This window comes from Methylomonas paludis (assembly GCF_018734325.1).
Classification (GTDB): domain Bacteria; phylum Pseudomonadota; class Gammaproteobacteria; order Methylococcales; family Methylomonadaceae; genus Methylomonas; species Methylomonas paludis.
Genome location: NZ_CP073754.1, coordinates 1,207,877 through 1,227,195, shown reverse-complemented (window position 1 = coordinate 1,227,195; position 19,319 = coordinate 1,207,877). Strand labels below are relative to the sequence as shown.

20 protein-coding genes and 2 pseudogenes are annotated in these 19,319 nt (G+C 52.3%); 6 read left to right on the top strand and 16 right to left on the bottom strand.

Going from position 1 to position 19,319, the window contains the following annotated elements:
* Positions 1-28 precede the first annotated feature (28 nt).
* Both amoB and amoA read right to left on the bottom strand, forming a co-directional pair.
* A complete protein-coding gene (amoB, locus tag KEF85_RS05595; RefSeq protein ID WP_215583796.1) occupies positions 29-1,255 on the bottom strand; it encodes a bacterial ammonia monooxygenase, subunit AmoB in 1,227 nt (408 codons plus the stop codon).
* 12 nt (positions 1,256-1,267) lie between these two features.
* Entirely contained in the window at positions 1,268-2,020 is a 753-nt protein-coding gene (amoA, locus tag KEF85_RS05590) for a bacterial ammonia monooxygenase, subunit AmoA (RefSeq protein WP_215583794.1), read from the bottom strand.
* A gap of 262 nt (positions 2,021-2,282) precedes the next feature.
* On the opposite strand from amoA, the gene KEF85_RS05585 reads away from it, so the two are divergent.
* Positions 2,283-3,203, top strand: a complete 921-nt coding sequence (locus KEF85_RS05585) for a LysR family transcriptional regulator (protein ID WP_215583792.1) — start codon at positions 2,283-2,285, stop codon at positions 3,201-3,203.
* On the opposite strand, the gene KEF85_RS05580 is transcribed toward KEF85_RS05585, so the two are convergent.
* Entirely contained in the window at positions 3,192-3,902 is a 711-nt protein-coding gene (locus tag KEF85_RS05580) for a glutathione S-transferase family protein (RefSeq protein WP_215583790.1), read from the bottom strand. The genes KEF85_RS05585 and KEF85_RS05580 overlap by 12 nt on opposite strands.
* Before the next feature lie 135 nt (positions 3,903-4,037).
* Here KEF85_RS05580 and KEF85_RS05575 point away from each other — a divergent pair, with 135 nt between their 5' ends.
* The 4 genes from KEF85_RS05575 to KEF85_RS05560 all read left to right on the top strand — a co-directional run bounded on the left by KEF85_RS05575 (position 4,038) and on the right by KEF85_RS05560 (position 7,041).
* Positions 4,038-5,135, top strand: coding sequence for an L-dopachrome tautomerase-related protein (locus KEF85_RS05575; protein WP_215583788.1), 1,098 nt, complete (start codon positions 4,038-4,040; stop codon positions 5,133-5,135).
* 414 nt (positions 5,136-5,549) lie between these two features.
* Positions 5,550-5,801, top strand: coding sequence for a hypothetical protein (locus tag KEF85_RS05570; protein ID WP_215583786.1), 252 nt, complete (start codon positions 5,550-5,552; stop codon positions 5,799-5,801).
* Complete coding sequence (locus KEF85_RS05565) at positions 5,798-6,190, top strand: type II toxin-antitoxin system VapC family toxin (protein WP_215583784.1); 393 nt, start codon at positions 5,798-5,800, stop codon at positions 6,188-6,190. The genes KEF85_RS05570 and KEF85_RS05565 overlap by 4 nt, the downstream gene beginning before the upstream one ends.
* A gap of 11 nt (positions 6,191-6,201) precedes the next feature.
* Positions 6,202-7,041 carry a hypothetical protein gene (locus KEF85_RS05560; RefSeq protein WP_215583782.1) on the top strand — a complete coding sequence of 280 codons (840 nt, stop codon included), beginning with the start codon at positions 6,202-6,204 and terminating at the stop codon, positions 7,039-7,041.
* 293 nt (positions 7,042-7,334) lie between these two features.
* Here KEF85_RS05560 and KEF85_RS05555 read toward each other — a convergent pair whose 3' ends face one another.
* The 4 genes and pseudogenes from KEF85_RS05555 to KEF85_RS16895 all read right to left on the bottom strand — a co-directional run bounded on the left by KEF85_RS05555 (position 7,335) and on the right by KEF85_RS16895 (position 9,114).
* A complete protein-coding gene (locus KEF85_RS05555) occupies positions 7,335-7,730 on the bottom strand; it encodes a type II toxin-antitoxin system VapC family toxin (RefSeq protein WP_215583780.1) in 396 nt (131 codons plus the stop codon).
* The gene (locus tag KEF85_RS05550) at positions 7,730-7,981 is read right to left on the bottom strand and encodes a ribbon-helix-helix domain-containing protein (protein ID WP_215583778.1); all 252 of its coding nucleotides are present in this window, start codon (positions 7,979-7,981) and stop codon (positions 7,730-7,732) included. The genes KEF85_RS05555 and KEF85_RS05550 overlap by 1 nt, the downstream gene beginning before the upstream one ends.
* Positions 7,982-8,327: 346 nt before the next feature.
* Positions 8,328-8,576, bottom strand: coding sequence for a DUF2442 domain-containing protein (locus KEF85_RS05545; protein ID WP_215583770.1), 249 nt, complete (start codon positions 8,574-8,576; stop codon positions 8,328-8,330).
* Between the two features lie 342 nt (positions 8,577-8,918).
* Positions 8,919-9,114: pseudogene (locus tag KEF85_RS16895) on the bottom strand (DUF4160 domain-containing protein).
* A 210-nt stretch (positions 9,115-9,324) separates the two neighbouring features.
* Between KEF85_RS16895 and KEF85_RS17055 the strand changes: the two are divergent.
* Positions 9,325-9,546: pseudogene (locus KEF85_RS17055) on the top strand (transposase); the annotation flags it as partial.
* 319 nt (positions 9,547-9,865) lie between these two features.
* Here the strand turns inward: KEF85_RS17055 and KEF85_RS05535 are convergent.
* From KEF85_RS05535 to KEF85_RS05495, 9 genes are all read right to left on the bottom strand, one after another.
* Positions 9,866-10,030, bottom strand: a complete 165-nt coding sequence (locus KEF85_RS05535; protein WP_215583763.1) for a hypothetical protein — start codon at positions 10,028-10,030, stop codon at positions 9,866-9,868.
* A gap of 101 nt (positions 10,031-10,131) precedes the next feature.
* Positions 10,132-10,302, bottom strand: a complete 171-nt coding sequence (locus KEF85_RS05530; protein ID WP_215583761.1) for a hypothetical protein — start codon at positions 10,300-10,302, stop codon at positions 10,132-10,134.
* Between the two features lie 522 nt (positions 10,303-10,824).
* Positions 10,825-12,504: a calcium-binding protein gene (locus tag KEF85_RS05525; RefSeq protein ID WP_215583758.1), complete on the bottom strand. Its 1,680-nt coding sequence runs from the start codon at positions 12,502-12,504 to the stop codon at positions 10,825-10,827.
* A gap of 439 nt (positions 12,505-12,943) precedes the next feature.
* A complete protein-coding gene (locus KEF85_RS05520; RefSeq protein WP_215583757.1) occupies positions 12,944-13,648 on the bottom strand; it encodes a hypothetical protein in 705 nt (234 codons plus the stop codon).
* Between the two features lie 41 nt (positions 13,649-13,689).
* Positions 13,690-15,048 carry an alkaline phosphatase family protein gene (locus tag KEF85_RS05515; RefSeq protein ID WP_215583755.1) on the bottom strand — a complete coding sequence of 453 codons (1,359 nt, stop codon included), beginning with the start codon at positions 15,046-15,048 and terminating at the stop codon, positions 13,690-13,692.
* Positions 15,049-15,086: 38 nt separating this feature from the next.
* A complete protein-coding gene (locus KEF85_RS05510) occupies positions 15,087-16,601 on the bottom strand; it encodes a B12-binding domain-containing radical SAM protein (RefSeq protein ID WP_215583753.1) in 1,515 nt (504 codons plus the stop codon).
* A gap of 13 nt (positions 16,602-16,614) precedes the next feature.
* The gene (locus KEF85_RS05505) at positions 16,615-17,928 is read right to left on the bottom strand and encodes an alpha/beta hydrolase family protein (protein ID WP_215583744.1); all 1,314 of its coding nucleotides are present in this window, start codon (positions 17,926-17,928) and stop codon (positions 16,615-16,617) included.
* Between the two features lie 229 nt (positions 17,929-18,157).
* Positions 18,158-18,688 carry a YMGG-like glycine zipper-containing protein gene (locus KEF85_RS05500; RefSeq protein ID WP_215583742.1) on the bottom strand — a complete coding sequence of 177 codons (531 nt, stop codon included), beginning with the start codon at positions 18,686-18,688 and terminating at the stop codon, positions 18,158-18,160.
* A 12-nt stretch (positions 18,689-18,700) separates the two neighbouring features.
* Positions 18,701-19,159: a hypothetical protein gene (locus tag KEF85_RS05495; RefSeq protein ID WP_215583740.1), complete on the bottom strand. Its 459-nt coding sequence runs from the start codon at positions 19,157-19,159 to the stop codon at positions 18,701-18,703.
* Positions 19,160-19,319: the final 160 nt, after the last annotated feature.

The following is a 19,319-nucleotide window of genomic DNA, read 5'->3' as shown; positions in this document are numbered from 1 at the left end:
TTATTATTCTATTAACGCTAACCTGGCTTTAATTAAACACTGGTAACACGGGGGCCGAGATGGCGGCGATGCTGCGTTTGCCGGCCGGGTTATAGAAAATCAGCAGGCCGCCGATGCGGCTGTCGGCGTCGTTGATCAGGCCATCGAGTTTTTCGTTTTTCCAGTTGGCGTCGGTGGCGGCAAAATGGATGGTGGTGCTTTGGCCAGCGGCGATTTCCGGGTTATCTTGCACATGCAGGCTGTCTTTGACGATCAGGCTGTCTGCGGGTGGCTGGAATTGGGCCACATCGTCATTCAAAAAGCGCAGGCTGGCGGTGCTGAACTCCGACAGGCGAATCGGCTGGTCGGTTTGATTGTTTACTTGGGCGGTCATTTTCATGGAGCGGTCAGTGACGCTGTACTCGGCTCTGAGCACTTTGACATGCACAGTGGTGTTCACTTCCTGCGCCAGCGGTTCGATGCGATCCAACGAGGCTTGCAAGGGAATGGCGTTAGGGTACAGGTGTTGGGCTATCTCGCTGGCTGACAGCACCAGGATGGGTACTGCGATTAAAATCACTTTACCGATAGTGCGGTCCTGCACGGTGACCAGCCCCTGTTCCTGGCCGGCTTTTACTTGCCGGTAACGCGGCATGAACAAGGGCCGGCGCAGCCACCACAATAACCAGGCCAGGCCTACGGCCATCCAGGCGCCATGCCAGAGCCCGGCATTGAGCAGGCCGAAGGTTTCCATATCGATCAGTTCGCCCTGGATGGTGCTGATCTGGTTGACAAAGTCGTCGGCATTGCCGCCGATGGTGACCCATTGCCCCGGCCCCATTACCGGCCCGGCATCTTTGAGGTTAAAAAACGGATGGATGTGATAACGGCCCGGCACTCTGGCTTTTAATACCACTTTAAAATCATAATCGGCACCCGGTTTCAAGGCGGCGGAATTGATCCAGGGCTGGCCGTTTAAATAGCGTTCGGTGCGTATCATCACCGGGCCGGGCGCGGAGATGTTCAAAAAGGCGGCATCGGGTTTGGGGACGCCCACCGGCCAGTCTTCGGTGACATGAAATTTGCCGGTTACGGTCAAGGCATCGTTGACCTGGATAGCGGCGGTTGACCACTGCACATCAAACCATTGGATGGTGCGGGTGCGGATAAACGGCTCCAGGGCTTTTTCGCCGTGGGCAAATACCGGGGTGACTAAAAACGGCAGGCTTAACAGACTTAAGCCCAGGCAAAACTGACGGATAGCTGATTTAGACATGATATTCCCCACTTAGATTTTTTTCAGATAACGCACGGTGGCGAACCAGGCGCCGATATGCCACCACAAGGTGTACATCAAGGTACACAGCAGCGCCGAGAAAAACGCCGACAAGGGGGTGGCAAACTGGCCGTAGGTGCGTAAGGTGCCGCGTTCGATGATGCGTAAATATTCGGGCATGCCGGCGCGGATATATTGAAAGCCGTACAGGTCGGCGATACTGACCTGGGACGCGCCGATTTCCACCGGTTGATGAAACATGGCAAACATCGGCCAGTTGCTGGGATAAAACAATAAGCCAAACGCCGATGCGCCGAAGATGGCCGTCCAGGTCAGGCTGTCGGTGAGCATCAGCATAGCATCCAGTACCAGGGCGCTGGGTACCATGGTGGACGGCAATACCATATTGACCGGAAAGAAATTCCAGTAATGATAGGCAAATATCCGGGTAATCCAGGTGCCGATCAATAGACAGGAAATACACAGGGTGGCGCCGAACGGCAGCCGAAAATGCGTCCACAACACCGATTGCACCGCCGCCGGAAAGGTGATCATCAACAGCGGGGTGACCAGCGGCCACCATTGCCGGTCTTTCCAGTCCTGCCAGAAATCCCAGTCGCCGACGGTGAGGGCGATGTGTAAATGAAATGCGCCGATAAACAGAAAAAACGCCAGCACCAGGATTAAATAATCAAATGCTCTGGATAAGCGGGCTTTTTCGCCGGTATAAGCCGGTATGCCTGAGGTGTTGGGTATGCTTGCCATTAATATGTCCCCTGTGTGATTGCCGGTGCGCGGCATTTTTGCAGCTTATGCTGCTTGGCCGGTCCGATCGTTATATGATTAAAGGGCCGTGACGCAGTCCTAACCCTTGGGGGGAGTTTGGAACAAAATCGCTGTTTGCGTCACGGCGGTTAATAATCTAAGCGGCTGACGCGGCAGGGTAAAATGTTGTGTTTTCATGGCTGTATTAAAAAAATCAATACCCCGGCGCAGCCCGCCCCCATTGCATAGACTCAGGATAATCATGACGGAACTCAGACAGTTTGATCTTAATTTACTGGTGGCATTTGATTTGCTGATGAAGGAGCGCAATGTATCGCGCGCGGCAGAAAAAATGTTTATCAGCCAGTCGGCCATGAGCCATGTGTTGCAGCGTTTGCGTCAGCAACTGGATGATCCGCTGCTGTTAAAAACCCCGGCCGGGATGATGCCCACTGAACGGGCGCTGGCATTGGTGGAACCGGTAAAACAGGTGTTGCGCGAAGTGGAAGTGCTGATCCGCGGCCCGGAACGCTTTGATCCGGCCACCAGCCAGCGCCGCTTTGTGATTGCCGCCACGGATTATATCGAGGCGCTGGTATTGCCCAAGCTGGTGGTGCGCATTAATCAACTGGCGCCGGGGATCGATATTCATGTTAAACGCACCAGCACGTTGTTTCCGGCGGCACCGCTGGAACAGGGCGAAACCGATGTGCTGCTGGGTTTTGAGGTGATGTTACAGGCACCTAAACCGTTTATGTGCGAAAAACTGTTCGACGACTATATGGTGTGTCTGGCCAGGGTGGGTCATCCGCTGGTCAGCGCTAATCTGAGCCTGGATGAATATATCGCCCTGCCCCACATTCTGGTGTCGCGCATCGGTTCCAGTACCGGTCAGGTGGATGCCTGGCTGGCCGAGCATGGCCGGGAACGGCGGGTGGCGCTGACGGTATCGCATTTCTTATCCGCGCCGCTGATTGTGTCCAGTACTGATATGGTGCTGGCTTATCCGCGCCGCACCGCCGAAGAATTTGCCCGGCACCTGCCGGTGCAAATCGTGCCCTTGCCTATCGACCTGCCCTATTACAACTCGGTGATGGTGTGGCATCCCTTGCGCGACAAAGAACCGGCTCACCACTGGCTGCGTGAGCAAATTCACGCGGTTTGTGCCGAGTTAGGCGCTTAATTCCGGGAAATAGCGGCTTTGCATACGCCGGCAAAAAGCCGGCAGATTAGGGGTTTGCTCTGCCAATTCCTGCAATGGCGAGGTGACCGGGCAGTTGATGATATTGCTTAACACCCCATAAGCACTGGCATCCAGACTGCAGGGCTGTTGGCCGAGAAAATACGGCTGATCGCCCAATTGGGTGCTGAGCGCGGCTATATCGGCGGTGGCCTGCTGCCAGATTTCGGCGGGGCTTAACCGCGCCAAGCCCTGGCCGCGCAACTGGGCTTTGATGCGCCAGCGGTAAGCTTGTGCCAAGGGTGCGCCTGCCCAGACCGGCAAGCTGCCGAAGATGGCCTGTTTGTTGATTTGCCAGTTTTCGGCACTGCCTTGCCAGCGGCTATACATGCTGATCCAGTATAAATGCTCTTCCAGCAAGCGCTGCCAGGCCAGGGCTTGGGCCAATTGCGCCGGGCTTAATCCGGTATCCGGGCCGGGGCCGTAATGCTGTTGCAAATGGCGGATGATGGCGCGGCTATCGGCAATTTTGACGCCGTTATCGTCGATATAAGGCAATTTGCCGCGCGGCGCGGTGAAGGGAATGGTGGGGATCATGCGGTATTCCAGGCCGGCCATGCGTAAATAAGTTTCCAGTTTTACGCAGAAATGACTGGGGTTGGGGATCTGCCAGCAGCGGGGAAATTGATATAACACGATCATGTGCTGGACGGCTTGGCAATGGATCTTAAGGATACATGTTGAAAAATCATGCAGACATTAAAAAAAGACATTTAACAAATGCCGGCACTAGCCTTAACGTTGCCTAGCACTTTTAATTTGTTGAGGGAGTTTATCATGAAAATATTCCGTGTTCTGGCTTTGCTGTTTTGCGGCATCCTTAATCTGCATGCGGAAATTAATCCGGGATACAGCGTGGTGGCCAGAGTCAGCCAGGGGCCGGGCAATATTACCGTGACCCGCTCCGGGCGTACGATTATCAGCCTGCATCAGTTTTATCAACCGGCTTATTCTGTTGCGGAATTGCTGGACAATGGCGTGTTAAAGCCCTTCCCTAACCAGGAATGGAACGACAGAACCACCACTAACAAAGACCTGAAGCTGGATTCGGTGTTGGGTATTCGCTCGGCCAACGGGGTGATCTGGCTGTTGGACAACGGGATGCGCAGCGGCATTACCCCCAAGCTGGTGGGCTGGAATTGCAAAAAAGATGTGTTGCAGCAGGTGATTTATTTGCCGCCGAGTGTGATACCCAAGGATGCTTTTATCAATGATTTTGTGGTGGATTTGCGCCATAACCGGATCTATATCAGCGATCCGGCCGGTGGCGTGAATGCCGCAATTATTGTGGTGAATCTGGACACCGGCGCGGCGCGGCGGGTATTGCAGGGCCACAGCAGCGTGGTGCCGGAAGCACTGGATTTGGTGATTAATCAGCGTCCGGTGCAGATTAAAACCACCGGCGGCGAAATGCTGCGGCCGCGTATTGGCGTGAATCCCATTACTGCCGATTTACAGAACGAATGGGTGTATTACGGGGCGATGCACGGTCTGAAGTTATACCGCGTGAAAGCCGCCGATCTGGCTAATGAATACATCGACGATCAGGCGCTGGCTCAGCGCGTGGAAACCTATAGCGCCAAACCTATTTCCGACGGCATCAGCATTGATCAGGACAGTAATATCTATCTGGGCGAACTGGCCGAAAATGCGGTGGGGGTGATTAAAAGCGCTGATCGCCAATACCAGCGTCTGGCCCAAGGCCCGGAGCTGGCCTGGGTGGATTCTCTCAGCTTTGGCCCGGAAGGTAAGCTGTATGCGGTGGTGAATAAGCTGCATCAATCCGGGTTTTTGAATGGTGGGGATGCGGTGTCCAAGCCGCCTTATTTGATTATTCAGATTCCGGCGCTGGCGGGAGGGATGGCTGGGAGGTAGGACTATATAACTATAGCGCATCTGTCGCGTGTTTATATGTTTTTGGTGGATTGCCTAGCGGCGAATCCACCCTACCCTTTCAACACAATAACTTGGCTTAATTAATTTGGACACGACAACTGGCTGCCATTGCCCCATGATGATAACCAGGGATCAACGGTTTCGTTCGGTATGGCATGTCCAGCGTTGGTAGCCAGGTAGGGTGGCTTCGCCCCCAGGCAAGCCACCAAAACTTCATGGGTGTTTGGAGCATTTGCACAACTATTCGAATTTCACTGATAAAATTCACTTTTAAATGGCTGTAAACATTGATTTATAGGGCGCGTTACTTTTTTTTAAAATGGTCAATTTCAGGGTAAAATAGGCTTAATTTGGAATAAGCAAAATTTGCCAAAAAATTTACAGGTAACTGCAATGCGCATTGAAACCGAATTAGACGAAGTTCACAGCAAGCGTTTACTCGAGTTGCAACAGCGTTTGCAAAAACCGCTGTCCACAATAGTGGCTGACATTTTAAACCAGGCAATTGATGCCGGTATGGAATGCTCAGAGAGTGAGGGTGAAAAAATGTTGCGAATTTTTGCAGAAGAAGGCTTGATTGGCGGTTTGCACGGCGATGGTAATCTTTCCGTAGATTATAAGCAGCATTTATGGGGTTCTGAGTGATCATTGCTGATAGCGGCTTTTGGGTGGCTATCTTTGATAATAACGATAACCATCATTTGCAAACCATAAAAGTTGCTGAAACTCTCCAAGAACCATTGATTACCACTTTACCGGTAATCACTGAAGTCTGTTATCTGTTGCAAAAACGCCGACATCAAAATTTGGCGATTGGATTTTTGCGTAGTTACCGCCGGGGAGCATTTCATCTTTTTGAGATGAATGCCACTCATCTGGAGCGCAGCAAAAACAGAGTCTCCTATTATGTATTTTATACATCGTCGTCTATAGCTAGACTGGCCAACTCAATCGCCGTGCGGCGCCGACGATTACTCGAACTGAGCATGTCAGTAACTAATCATCCATTACAAGCCGCTACACATAAACTGTAGAACACTACAATATGGAAAAAGCTTTAGAACATCCATCATTTCCGCAACCGCCAAGTGAAAGTGTCTCACTTTGGCGCTATATGGACATCAATAAGTTCGAATGGATGCTAGAAAATGGACGACTATTTATTCCAAATGCTGATCGCCTTGGAGACCCTTTGGAGGGAAGAACCCCTCAAGGGTATATCGATTGGTGTAACCGGAACATTGAGAAGGCAACAACGGATGAGTCAAAAGCTATCCATGCATACAATCGCGACGTCATTTTTAAGTTTGCTCAAGCGTTTCGGCCTCGCTACTACGTCACATGCTGGCACATGAATGAGCATGAGAGCGATGAAATGTGGAAGTGCTACACCAATTCAAACGAGGCAGTTGCAATTAAGACGACTTATAAACAATTGGTCGATATTCTTCCCGATTACACCTACACAGGCATAGTTCGCTATATTGACTACTCGACAGAAAAATTTCCGTTTGGAAATCTCTTTGAGCACATCACGCACAAGGATAGGTGTTTTTCATATGAGCAAGAAGTTCGGGGTGTAGTATCACCGATGCCTGAAGCACCGGAAAACTCACCCCCCGCCGCAGATTTTATGCACTTTATCGAACATCATTTTGAGCTTTCTTCGGATTCCGGATTTTATGTTTTCGCTCCACCCATTGATTGCTCATTACTGGTCAATGCTGTTGTGCTTCACCCTGACTGTAATGAAGCGTTTCAAGACCGGATAAATAAGCTATGTTCCAAGCACTCGCGGCCAAATCCAGAACGATCACATCAAAAACCCAGGGTCAGGTCTTGCTTTTTGCCAAATTCATTAGCCAGAGCACATAGTTCCGATTAGCGTAATCGGAGGCATGTGAGCTTCGAATCGTGCGATTACGCTACGCGCACCTACGCCTAATTGACGGCTTATCGCAAATTTGCGGTCATTGCGCCTTACAACATGATCGTCCGCTCTGTGTCGTCAAGGGACCGTCTTCTCTTCAGATTCATCGCCGGAAAGCGGTCAATGAGCGTCCGATTCCTGAATGCGACCACTAGTCACTGAGTATAACCGACCCACATGAGACTGGCGCCTTTAGTTTTTTGTTACCTAAAACCCGCCAGTTAACGGTTACCAATCGCCATATGTTGCTACAAGCCCTCAAACAAAACAATCTCGTTCATTGGGTAATGTTTTTTATTGAGCGTCCATAGCGGACAATTCAATTGCTCAGCGGTTGCCGCTAACAAATAATCTTCTAATGAAATACCTTGGTAAGCTTTACGGTATTGGGCAGCAAACAATCCCGCCTGCTTTGCGGTTTTTGCGTCTAATGTCAATCGGATGCACAGATTAAAGAAGGCTTCGATTTCAGTGTGCTCTTTTTTAAATGCGCCGACATAAATTTCCGCAATCACAATAGGCGAAAGGTAAAATTGTGTGCCTTGTTCATGCATGTCGATAAAGAATTCCAATACATCGCTACGCTTCTTCAGGAGATGAATAACGATATCGGTATCCAATAATAAACGATTGGGCGCTGGCATTATTCTTCTAGGTTTAAAATTCTGCTGCGGTTACGAATGTCGTCAACATACTGTTCAGGCTCAGTTGAGGCATAGCTTTGCAAGGGTGACAGTGCATCAAAAAAAGCTCTTGCTTCATTGCTGCTTGGCTTATTAAGGTCTTTTTCTACAGCTCTACGAATTAATTCGGAAATACTAACCCCTATTACTTTGGATTTATGTTTTAACTGTTCGTAAACCGCATCTTGCAAGTATATTTGGGTTCGGTGCATGATTTTTCCTGCTTAAGTGATGTATGTAATTATACATCACCATTCCTTGTTCAACACAAATTCACCAAAATTCCAAGGCACACCGCGATTTCGGCATCTGAAAGGCCCAACTGCAATTTACCATATTCACGACCACAAAGCAGCCAATCGCGACTAGCGGGAACTGGCCTGGGTGAGGTAGTGATAATGTTAATTTACTTGCCGAATACCTTACAGCAAACTGGGACACAGGATGCCTTAACGATTGAAAATGGAACGTTATCCCGAATGGCAGCAAATGGCCGATACCAGTGTGCCGAGTCACCCTCTAGGCAAACAGGTTACCGGTTGGCGAATGTTTCACCACTCAAACAACACCATCCAAATACCCCCATGACTTAAATTGTTTTTGAAATTCCGGGCGTTCTTTAAAAGCCAAATAAAACAAATACTCGCAGGCTAAATCAAGATCATTAGGCCAAACAATAGCGCTATGCACGACCTTAAAATTTTTAAAACGCCCCAAATCCTTTAACTGACCAAAAATTGGCCTTGGATCGTTAAAAATAGTCTCTTTAAGATCAGCCACCCCTTGCTGACCATTATTAAAAATCAACTCATCAGTGAGTCGCTATTTTTGCGAAAGCTTGTTTAGGGGCATCCCAGCCCCAACAAGCGGCAAAAATTACGCGACCGCTAATGCCTCCGGCGGCCCCGATTCGTCCTCCTCACCTCGTTCCGACCCAACAAGGGGATCGGAACTTCGGCTCCAAGTGACTTGACGGCGTTTCGCGATGCCTTGCAGGTTTTCTCCGCTTCGCTTCGAAAACCCGCCCGGCGCTACGCCTATCGGGGACTAAAAATCTTCGCTCCACTTACGTTCCGCTTCCAAGATTTTCAGCGATAGCGTAATTGCCCGCATAGCGGGCTGATTCGACAGATAACATATTTTCAACTCCTAAACCAAAGGTTTAATTCTATGAAAATGACCGCTCGTTTTGATAGAAAGCCAATTTTCCAATAAATCGTCTTGATGCTCTTGCGCCCATTCCACCACCAAGCTAAACACATTTGCCGGCAACTTGCCTTCAATAAGCCCTAAATTCATTGTATTCCGCATGAAAATGCGGTGGGTTATGCTCATTAAAATACATGTAAATCACAATCCCAAGAAAACGACTAATTTCTGGCATGCCGCCTGCTCCTCACAAAAAATCGCTTCGACAAACAATCCTATAAAACAGGGGATAGATTACGTTTATTTTCCTAGAAATACGATCCGTCCGCAACTTGCCGCTTCCCGATACCGAATTACCACGAAATAAATTACGCATCCGATGGCGGCCTCAAAAAAGTAACACCGGGAATCGAAAATATGGCAACGCCGATTTTGGGAACATCAAATACATGACGAAAAGGATTTTATTCAGCATATGGATTATATCCATAATAATCCAATCAAGCATGGCATGAGCAGGCACGTGGCGGATTGGCCTTATTCAACATTTCACCGCTATGTCAAAAATGGGGTTGATCCGTCAAACTGGGGAGACGATGGCATTGAATCACTGGATATTGGCGAATAACCGCGTGGGCAAAAGGCGCGTGACGGTTATAAAATACATGAAAAGTTAATGTGTTGCGCCTTTTGCCCACTCTACCGGGCTCACATGCCTCTGATTACGCTATCGCTAATCTGAGCTACGCGCTCTGGCAAATGAATTTGGCAAAAAGCAAGACCTGACCCCAGGTTTCTGGCAAAAAGCAAGACCTGACCCCAGGTTTCGGACCCCAGGTTTCGCAGGTTTCGTTCTTGAATAGCATCCCAATCTAAGCTCAGTCAGATTTCATGACGTTGCTCTTTGGTGTGCCACGCTCGAACAATGACCACGGTGTGGTCATCTATTATGTAACACAGGATATATCCGCCAGCACCGAAAGGCAAAAACAACTCGCGGCGGTTTGTGCCGTCATGGGCTGGCCGATTTCGGCAAAATCGGCCAGGCGCTTGGTTCCAGCTTGAATCACCTGACCGGAGCGGGCCGCCGCTGCCGGACTCTGATCGGCCAAAAACTGGCGTAGAACTACAGGATGTGCTGAACGAAGTGAAGCACATCTGGCGCTTTTAGAAGCTTTGGTGGATTGCCTGGCGGCGAATCCACCCTACTCTCTCAACACAATAACTCGCTGTCATTGCCCCATGATGATAACCAGGGATCAACGGTTTCGTTCGGTATGGCGAGGCCGGTGAGCTGGTAGCGTTGCCAGCGTTCCATATCTTCGCATTTTTCCCGCTGGTAGCTCGCTTCACGATCAACATATTGTTCGATGGCGGCTTTCATCAGCCTATGGGGTGTTTGTTCCTTGACTGAACTGAGGGCTTTAAGGCGAGCATTTGGGTTTCATCGAGCTTGACGCCTGTGTTTATGGTTTTTGACATAGGTGTTGGCCTCAATAGTTATCATTTTTACAACCTTATTATACTTTTTATCAATTGTATGCCAGGATTTGGAGAAAATAGAGTCGGTTACATGTGTGGGGAGTGTATGTAACTATTTGTACCTGATCCCATTTTTATTTATTTTACAAGTGGTCTGATAGGGTTTCGCTTTGCTCTAGCTAGCCTACGGTTCTATTGCCAAGATAGCTGGGGTTATCGCGGGATTAGCAGCCTACGTCCTCGATTCCGCGTTGCTGCATCGAGGCTACGGTGGTTTTTTTGGGGAAAGGGGGTCGGGTTACATTTTGTGGGGGAATGAAAAATAATTGTACTTGAGCCGATTTTTAGTGGTGGTTAGCTGGGTATCGCTTTGCTCTACCCAGCCTACGGTTCTAGTCTGACTCGGGGGGGCTGACCCCATTTTCTAATGGCTGATTTGGATGTCGGTGTATTGCAGTACGGGGTGGGTGGCGATGCCTAGGACGGCGATTTCCTGGGCGGAGCCGGCGTTGCCTTGGGGGGTGTAGTATAAGTCGCCGGTGTTGGTGTTATAAACGAATCGTATTTCGGCGTTGCCTGCCGTTACGGCGTCTGGTGCGGCATAAAACTGGGCGTCGCTGAGTTTGCTGTGATGACTATTCAGCCCGCTGTATTCGGCGGCGCTAAATTTTAGATGGTCTTTGCCGGTGACGAAATCGGTTATGGTTTCGGTGCAGTTAAGGGTGGTAAAGACAAATACGTTTTTGCCGCCGCCACCGGTTAATACGTCCTGGCCTTGGCCGCCGTTGAGTATGTCATTTCCTGAGCCGCCGATCAGGGTGTCGTTGAAATTGGAGCCGGTGAGGCTGGTGGCTTTGCCGGTATTGATCAATTCAAAGCCGTTGCCGCTGGTGACTGCGGATAAGTTAAGCGCTTTAGCGTGGGTAAGCAGGGTGGCATTGCCGTCATTATGGGTGGCGGCTGTGGCTGTCCAGGCGGCGGCCAGGTTGGCGCTGACGCTGGCGCCGGCCTGTACCTGCAGGACATCGGCACCTTTGCCCAAGTCTTTGATAGTGACTTGACTGCCGTTAATAATAAAGGTGTCGTTGCCTTTACCGCCGGTCAGGGTATCGCTGCCCAAGCCGCTTTGTAAGGTATCGGCGGATGCCGAGCCGATCAGGCTGGTGGCGGCACCGGTATTGCTGATGATATAACCCAGTTTGCCGGATGCGGCTGCCAGATTGACGGCAAAACCGGGGCTGCTGAGGGTGGCGGCACCGTCATTATGGGTGGCTGATGTGGCTGTCCAGGCGGCGGCAAGCTGGGCAAACACTGAGGCACCTGCGGTGACCTGGAGTTTATCGGCGCCCAGGCCCAAGTCGGTGATCTGGTTGTTTAGCGCTTTGATAATGAAAGTATCTTTGCCTAAACCGCCGGTCAGGCTGTCATTTACCGCGAAGCTGGTCAGGGTGTCGGCAAATGCCGAGCCTTGCAGGGTGGTGGCTGCGCCGCTATTGTTGATCTGGTAGCCCTGGCTGCCGCCGGCTGCCGCCAGATCAAGCGCATAGCCATTACTGTTTAGGGTGGCATGGCCGGCATTATGGCTGGCTGCGGTGGCTGTCCAGGCTGCTTGTAAATTGGCGATGGCTTTGGCGCCTTTGGCTACCTGCAGTACATCGGCTCCCAGGCCTAAATCGGTGATGGTGGTTGTGCCGCTGGACACTAAAAAGGTGTCGTTGCCGCCGCCGCCCGTTAGGGTGTTATTGCCTTTGCCGCCTTGCAAAATATCGTCGCCGGTTGATCCGGTGATGTTGTCATTGCCGGTTAAGGTCTGATTGAGCAATTTCTGCGCATTGCCGCTATTCAACAGCCGGAACGCATTAAGCACAGCCAGGTGTACGTTGTTAACCTTAAAATACAGGCTATTGTTCTGGTAATCATCCATTCCGGTGATATAACCGCCGCTTAATTTCTGGCCGCTATAATGGAATGAGCCATAGTAAGTGGCTGAATCGCCGAGATTGTCTTGCAGAGAAATAGTCGTGCTGCTAGCGGCGGTTTCGGTGCCGGACCAGGCAGCCAGGTGCGTCATATCAACTGCCTGAAAAAAACTGAAATTAGCCATAAAGATGTGATCAGGTTAAATTGTTATTATACATCTGATTTCGGGGCCGACCCTGCGGCTTTATGCTGACCCGCCTGCCCAGTGCTTTTTCTATATCGGCCTGAAATTGGCTGGAACCCAAGGCACAATCTTTATGCAGATGCCGCCGGAGGGTTTCCTGCTCTGGCTGGCCATCTGGGCCCGAACCGGTTTCATTTCGATATAGCGCATACTGATCTACAGATAACGCTCGCTTTCAATCAAACTGGATTTAAACCGCCCCTCAAATAGGTTCTGCTGCGCTGATGGGCTTTGTTGATGTAACGGTGATAAGGTTGGGGTCAGGTTAAATTTTCCAAGTCAGGCTACCGGCTTAAAATAATGTAACCTGACCCCATTTTTGGCGGGGTATTGTAGCAAAAGCGGCGCTGGGCTAAATTAATTTAACCTGACCGCATTTTTATTTACGGCGGCTTGAGATTAGTAATAGGCCGCTGCAGGGGCCAAATAGCCATAAGGCGGCGGGTAGCGGTACGGCGGTGATGCTGAGCGAGGTGATGGCCGCGCCGCCGATGCCGCGCAGGGCGATGCCGGTGTCGGTGCCGATCAGGCCGGTTTGGGTGAGTGAGCTGAGCAGGCTGGTGCCGTTGTTGTCATACAGGTTGGCGGTGGCGGCGCTGCCGTCTGCGCTGAGGCTGATGGTGAGTAAATACCATTGATCCAGATAATTTTGGGCGCTAGTGGCGCTAAAATCCGGGGTGGCATAGGCGGTATTGTTTTGAAAACCCAGCTGATTGGTATCGGATGCGGCTACGAATGAATAGGCGCCGTTGGCACCGGCATCGAAGCCCAGATAAATGCGGCCGCCCTGGGCGTTATTATCTGCGGTTGGGCTGGGGCCGGGGTTAATCCAGGCTGATAAGGTTTCGCCGGCGCTGAAGCTGATATCCTGGTTATACGACCAGACACCTTCGCTTAAGGCGATGCCATAGCTGCCGTCCGGCGCGGCTGTGCTTAAATATAGGCTGGCGTCGGCGCCGATGCCGGTACTCCAGCCGGTGGCTGATAACTGGCCGCCGGTGAAGGGTTCGACGATACCGGCCTGGGCGGCCAGTGAGCCGGCGCTGAGGCTTAGCCAGACTAGGGTTTTGAGCAGATTTTTCATGATGATAACTCCAAAGTATCAATATGGATTAATTGGCTAACTTAAAACTTGAACAGGCTCATTAAATCGCCGACCGCAGGCTGGTTGGCCGGACGGTACAGATTATTGGAGTCTTTCGAGGGGTTGGGCAGGTTGTCGCGGCTGCGGGCCGATAATGACGGTAAGCTCCAGTTATGTTCGATAAACTTTAAAATTGAGGCGTGATCTTGATAGGTATGATCGATATAGTTTTTCTTGGCGTAAGGTGACACTACCAGCAAAGGGATGCGTGGGCCGTCGCCGAAGAAATCCAGATTTTGGATAAAGCCGGTATCGAAATAGCCGCCGCCTTCATCGGTGGTGATGATAATCGCGGTACTGGCCCACTGGCCGGAGGCCTGAACTTTGGTCACCAGATCTTGCAAAAAGGCTTCGTATTCAAAAGGTGCTGAATATCCGGGATGGCCGCTGCTGATGTTTTTTGGCACCACGAACGATACTTCCGGCAGGGTGCCGTTGGTGACATCGCTATAAAATGCGTTTAAGCCTTTGAGATTGGCGTTTAAACTGCTGGAGCCGACCACGTTGGCTGAGGCATTAAGCGGGTCGCCCAGGGTGTTGTAGATATAGCCTCTGGCGATGGGAATGGCGTTGGATTGGGCGACTGAAGCGATGACGCTGGCCGGATAGCCTGCCAGTTTGGGTGAGGCGCTGACCTGGGCATACACTGGGGGGTAGACATCGTTGATGTAGATAGGGTCGGCAAGGATATCCGCATCGGAGCGGCCACCGGTGTACCAGCTCCAGCTGACGTTATGTGCCGATAATAATTCACCGATGGTAGGCACGGTTTGCGGCGGATACACATAACTGGTGGCACCCAGGGCATAGGCAGTGCCGTAGACATCGTAAGGCGGGTTGTAGTTGTTGACCAGATAGTAAGCGCCGGTTTCGCATTTGCTGGCCCGGCCTTTGCTGTTCAATAGATTGAGGATGGCGGAAACGCCCGGTTGGCTGATGTCGGAACAGTTGACATAGGAGCCGCCTTCGTAACCGTCATTGCTGTAGAAATTGGTGGTGCCGGCTTGCGGATTGGGGTTTTCGATTTGATTGGCGGGTGGTGTGGCTAACACGCCGTTATTTTGATAGACCGCGACATCGCCGGTAGCCAGGGCAAAGAAATTGGCGCCGGTGCCGCCCAGGATGGCTTGATGATAGTTATCGCTGATGGCCCAGTTTTGCGCCAGTTGTTTAAAATAGGGGGCATCGCCCTGGTTCATATTAAAAAAGCCCATCAACTCGCCGCCTTGACCTGGGTTGGCCAGGGTCACGCCGGTGGTTGCGCCGCCGGTGCCGGTATTGACGGTGACCCAGGCAAACAGATCCAGTCTGTCATTGGTGCCGCCGGTTTGCTGCCACAATCGAGGCTACGTTGGTTTTTTTGGGGGTGGTAAATAAGTTAACCTGACCCGATTATTTGGAAGCGCTGTTGGCGGCGGTTGGCGGTGGCGGGTTTGGTGCTGGGGTGTTGGCGGTGTTTGAGGAAGTCGGGTAGGGATTTTTCGCCGCTGCGGGCGAAGTCTTGTTGCAGGGCGGCGGCAACCTGGTCTGCGGGTAGTTGCAGGCTGGCGGTCATGACTTGGTAGGTCAGTTCGAACAGGCGTTTCAGGGCTATCTGCCAGGTGCTGCTGCTGTGGGCGTACAGGGCGTCGCTGAATTGCAGGAAGTTGGCGAAGGGCTGGTCGGCTAACAGGATTGCCAAGGCGGCGCTAAACCGGCCGGAGTTGCCTATCATGTCCCAGTAGCGGGCGAAGCGGTTCAGGCGCTGCAGGGTGTTGAAGTCCATGTCGCGGGTGCTGAGTATGGTGTAGGGCGGATTGGGGTCATAGCGCATCTGGTAGGTTTCGCTATGGCGGTTGATGGGGGCGCCGCGCAGGCGTTTGAGGATGCCGACCTGGATTTCCTGGGGGTTTAAGGCGATCAGTTGGTCAAAGCTGCGGCCAAAGCCGCTTAGGGTATCGCCGGGCAGGCCGACGATCAGGTCGGCATGAATGTGGGTGTGGGTATGCTGGCGCAGCCAGCGCAGGTTGTGCTGGGTTTTGGCGTTGTCCTGGCGGCGGCTGATGCGCTGCTGGACTTCGGCATCGAAGCTTTGTACGCCGATTTCAAATTGCAGGACGCCGGGCGGAAATTGCTGGATTACTTGTTGCAGGCGTTCCGGCAGGTTATCGGGTATGACTTCAAAATGCAGGAATAAATCCGGGCTGAGCCGCTGCAGAAAAAAATCCAGAATCTGGATGCTGGTATCCAGTTTCAGATTAAAGGTGCGGTCGATAAATTTAAAATGCCGGGCGCCGCGCTGGTACAGGGTGTCCATATCTTGTAAAAATGCCGGCAGGGCAAAGGGTTTGGCGGTGCTGTCCAGTGCCGACAGGCAAAATTCGCATTTAAACGGGCAGCCGCGCGAGGCTTCGACATAGATCAGCCGCTGCTGGATATCGGTGTCGGTGTAATAAGGATAGGGCGAAGCCAGTGCGGTTAAGGGCGCGGTTTCGCCGCTGATGATGCGCTGGGCTGGGCGGTGGCCGACGGCCAGTTCCCGGCATAGTTGCCGGAAGCTGAGTTCGGCGTGACCGGTGATGATGTAGTCGGCATAGTCTGCTGCAGCGGGTAAATCCGGGGGATGGCTGACTTCCGGGCCGCCCAGCACCAGGATGATGTCTGGGGCCACTTGGCGCAGTATGGCCAGCACGGCGCTGATTTCGCTGACGTTCCAGATATAGACGCCAAAGCCGATGATCTGGGGCCGGGCTTGCAATAAAGCTTCGACAATTTCCACCGGGCGCTGATTGATGCCGAATTCCAGGATGCGGCAATCGGTCTGCAGTTCCTGCAGATTGGCGTATAGATAGCGCAGGCCGAAAGCGCTGTGGATATAGCGGGCGTTAAGGGTGGTGAGGATCAGGCGCGACATGGCTGGCGTTAATTTATCTGACTTTTAGGGTGCCGGCTCTATCCAGCCATTTTGAGGCGTGGTCTTTCAGCCAGTATTGGGCAAACTCATCGTTTTTGACTTGGGCATCCAGAAATGCGGTGCTGGCACTGAGTACGGCGGCCACTTCTTTATAACCCAGTTCGGCGTTTATGAATTTACCCTGTCCCGGCCGACCCCGGCCTGGCCCGCCACCGCCGGGGCCGCCGCTGCGACCACCGCCGTATTGCAAGGGCTGGCCGGCATAATCGTCGTTATTTTTGCCGCCCAGGCCAAACCAGGATGAGTCATCTTTTTCCGGTTTTCCGGGCATGCCGCCGCCCAGTTCGGTACCGGCCAGTAATTCGTGAATATTGCCGGTCAAGGATAGCAGGTATTTGTCGCCGGGCGGCGAAAACTCCCATACCGCTGCCCGCACTGAAGCGGAGCTGATGGCGTAGGGATCGTTGTCCTCTTGGCCGGATATGACCAGCAGCGGCATTTTAAGTTTTTGAAACCGGTTGCGGACATTGCCTTCGGCCAGATCGATAGAGGGGCTTAACAATATGGCGGCACTGGCTTGCAGGCGGCTGTCCACCGGTAAACTGACTTTAAAATCTTCGCCCAATACGGCTGCCACGGTTTGTGCGCCCAGGTCGTAGCCTACCAGTATCACTTTGCTGAAATCGGCACTTTGATATAAGGGCTGGCCTTGTTCGGCACGGGTTTTGAGTTGCTGATAGGCCCAAAACAGTTGGGCCATGCGTAGCTTAAGATTATCGACGGCAAAATATTCGTGGCCCAGATAGCGTAATTCACTGGAGCGCGCCGATTTGGAGCGTCTGGCTTTATTGCCCTCTTCCGAATCAGGGTCGGTTGATTCATCATCCTTGTTATCTGCAGCATCGGCCTCGTCCTTGCCGCCGCGCGCCGGGCCTAATTCTTGTAAGGCCTGGCCTATGGCCTGCGGCTGCATGCTGAATACGGCATAACCGGCTTTGGCCCAGGTTTCCCGCCATAATTTGGCGGCATCGGCTGTTTCGCCCAAACTGGGCAGATACACCAGTAAGGGATATTTACCGGCGTTGTTAGGTGCCGTCATTACTACATCCAGTTGAGCGGTGTCGTCGTTCCAGGTTTCCCGGCGGCTGTCTATGGTCTGACGCCCGGCTGAAGCATAGCCGCCGTTATCCAGGCTGTCGGTTAATTTTTGCAGTTGTTCTTCCGGGCTGGGTTTGGCGGGTTTGGAGGAACAGCCGCTCTGCAGGCAGAATGTCAGGCCAAGCACCATCAGCAGGCTGATCCGGGTTTGAGTTGTGTTGATGAGCATGAATTTACTGAGCGGAAAATTGCTTAAGTTTAACAGGGCTGTGTTTAGTATAGCCTTAATGCAACGCAGCGTTAGAGGATGTGCCGGTATCTGGCGGCGCATTCTGTGATTGATGCGCTGCACTGGGTTCAGCACAGCCTATGCTTTGAATTGAGGCTGGAGGCCGGATCACTGCAAAACCCGGCAGTGTTTAACTGCCGAAGTTTGATATGCATTTATTTTAACAGGCTTAATGCGGTGGCGGTGGCGGCGGTGATCCGGGCGGTGGCGGTGGGATATGGGCGCTGGGTGCGGTAACGGCTGCCGGTTGTCTGGGCACTACATTGGAAAATTGGCCGGACACCGGCACTTGATGGCCTTTGGCATACATGCATTGCACGTAGGCGATGTCATACCGCTCCTGGGTGCCGTAGCGGGAACTGCTGGCTGTGCCTGCACCCACGGCGCTGCCGGCCAGCAAGCCGCCGCCGGCACCGATTGCGGCCCCGGTGCCGCCGCCAAACGCTGCGCCGGCGGCGGCACCGACTGCAGTGCCGATGGCGGCGCTGGTGACGCCACTGCTCAATGCGGCATCACTGGCTTTGACGCCACCGACCTGAAAACTGGCGAATTGCTGGCAAACCACATCATCGGCCCGAAACTGGTCGAAAGATTGGCCGGCCCCCGGTAAAACCATGACGCTGGGGCCGTCCGGGATGGTGGCGCAAGCGCTGACCAGTAAGGCCAGGCCGGCAACCGGGATTAAGGTATATCCTGACATAATGTTGACTCCTTATTGCTTAGGGGTGGGCGACACCAGTTGCCAGCCGCCCGGACATTCTTTCACATAAGGGTAATAACCCTCGGGATTTGTACAATAATGCCAGTAATCGGCCTCGTTGACCTGGGCTGGCGCCGGTGGCGGCGGCGACTGCTGGATGTAAGTCGGCGGCTGCACCGGGACCGGTACTGTGACTATAGACGGTGAATAGGGATAATAGGGGTAGCCATAGCCGTAGCCAAAACCATATGGGTAGATCGGCCCGCCCATATAAAACCCTATATGGCTACCGCCCCAACCGCCGTGGTATCCGCCCCAGCCGCCGCCGTGTCCGCCCCAACCGCCTCCGCCACCGTGGCCGCCGCCTCCGTGTCCACCACCGCCGCCACCGCCGTGCGCAAACGCTGAAGTACTGGCAGCACACACACAGACGGCAATAAATACGCTAATTATATGCCTAATGTTTTTCATGATCTGTCCAAATGATTGAGTGTTGCCGGTATGACCATATGCGGCGCGGGAAGTGCCATTGTGGGGAAATTATTGCTTATGGGGGCTGGTTTAGGCAAAGTTTAGCTGATTATTTAACATTTGTTTATTGTCTATTTACAAACTGGAAATTATCAATTTT

Excerpts from the sequence above, each read along its gene's own strand:
- KEF85_RS05505 (WP_215583744.1), bottom strand. The coding sequence starts at position 17,928 with ATGCTCATCAACACAACTCAAACCCGGATCAGCCTGCTGATGGTGCTT.
- KEF85_RS05585 (WP_215583792.1), top strand. The coding sequence starts at position 2,283 with ATGACGGAACTCAGACAGTTTGATCTTAATTTACTGGTGGCATTTGAT.
- KEF85_RS05575 (WP_215583788.1), top strand. The coding sequence starts at position 4,038 with ATGAAAATATTCCGTGTTCTGGCTTTGCTGTTTTGCGGCATCCTTAAT.
- KEF85_RS05550 (WP_215583778.1), bottom strand. The coding sequence starts at position 7,981 with ATGCACCGAACCCAAATATACTTGCAAGATGCGGTTTACGAACAGTTA.
- amoB (WP_215583796.1), bottom strand. The coding sequence starts at position 1,255 with ATGTCTAAATCAGCTATCCGTCAGTTTTGCCTGGGCTTAAGTCTGTTA.
- KEF85_RS05560 (WP_215583782.1), top strand. The coding sequence starts at position 6,202 with ATGGAAAAAGCTTTAGAACATCCATCATTTCCGCAACCGCCAAGTGAA.
- KEF85_RS05525 (WP_215583758.1), bottom strand. The coding sequence starts at position 12,504 with ATGGCTAATTTCAGTTTTTTTCAGGCAGTTGATATGACGCACCTGGCT.
- KEF85_RS05495 (WP_215583740.1), bottom strand. The coding sequence starts at position 19,159 with ATGAAAAACATTAGGCATATAATTAGCGTATTTATTGCCGTCTGTGTG.
- KEF85_RS05580 (WP_215583790.1), bottom strand. The coding sequence starts at position 3,902 with ATGATCGTGTTATATCAATTTCCCCGCTGCTGGCAGATCCCCAACCCC.
- KEF85_RS05520 (WP_215583757.1), bottom strand. The coding sequence starts at position 13,648 with ATGAAAAATCTGCTCAAAACCCTAGTCTGGCTAAGCCTCAGCGCCGGC.
- KEF85_RS05530 (WP_215583761.1), bottom strand. The coding sequence starts at position 10,302 with ATGAAAGCCGCCATCGAACAATATGTTGATCGTGAAGCGAGCTACCAG.
- KEF85_RS05510 (WP_215583753.1), bottom strand. The coding sequence starts at position 16,601 with ATGTCGCGCCTGATCCTCACCACCCTTAACGCCCGCTATATCCACAGC.
- KEF85_RS05500 (WP_215583742.1), bottom strand. The coding sequence starts at position 18,688 with ATGTCAGGATATACCTTAATCCCGGTTGCCGGCCTGGCCTTACTGGTC.
- KEF85_RS05570 (WP_215583786.1), top strand. The coding sequence starts at position 5,550 with ATGCGCATTGAAACCGAATTAGACGAAGTTCACAGCAAGCGTTTACTC.
- KEF85_RS05555 (WP_215583780.1), bottom strand. The coding sequence starts at position 7,730 with ATGCCAGCGCCCAATCGTTTATTATTGGATACCGATATCGTTATTCAT.
- amoA (WP_215583794.1), bottom strand. The coding sequence starts at position 2,020 with ATGGCAAGCATACCCAACACCTCAGGCATACCGGCTTATACCGGCGAA.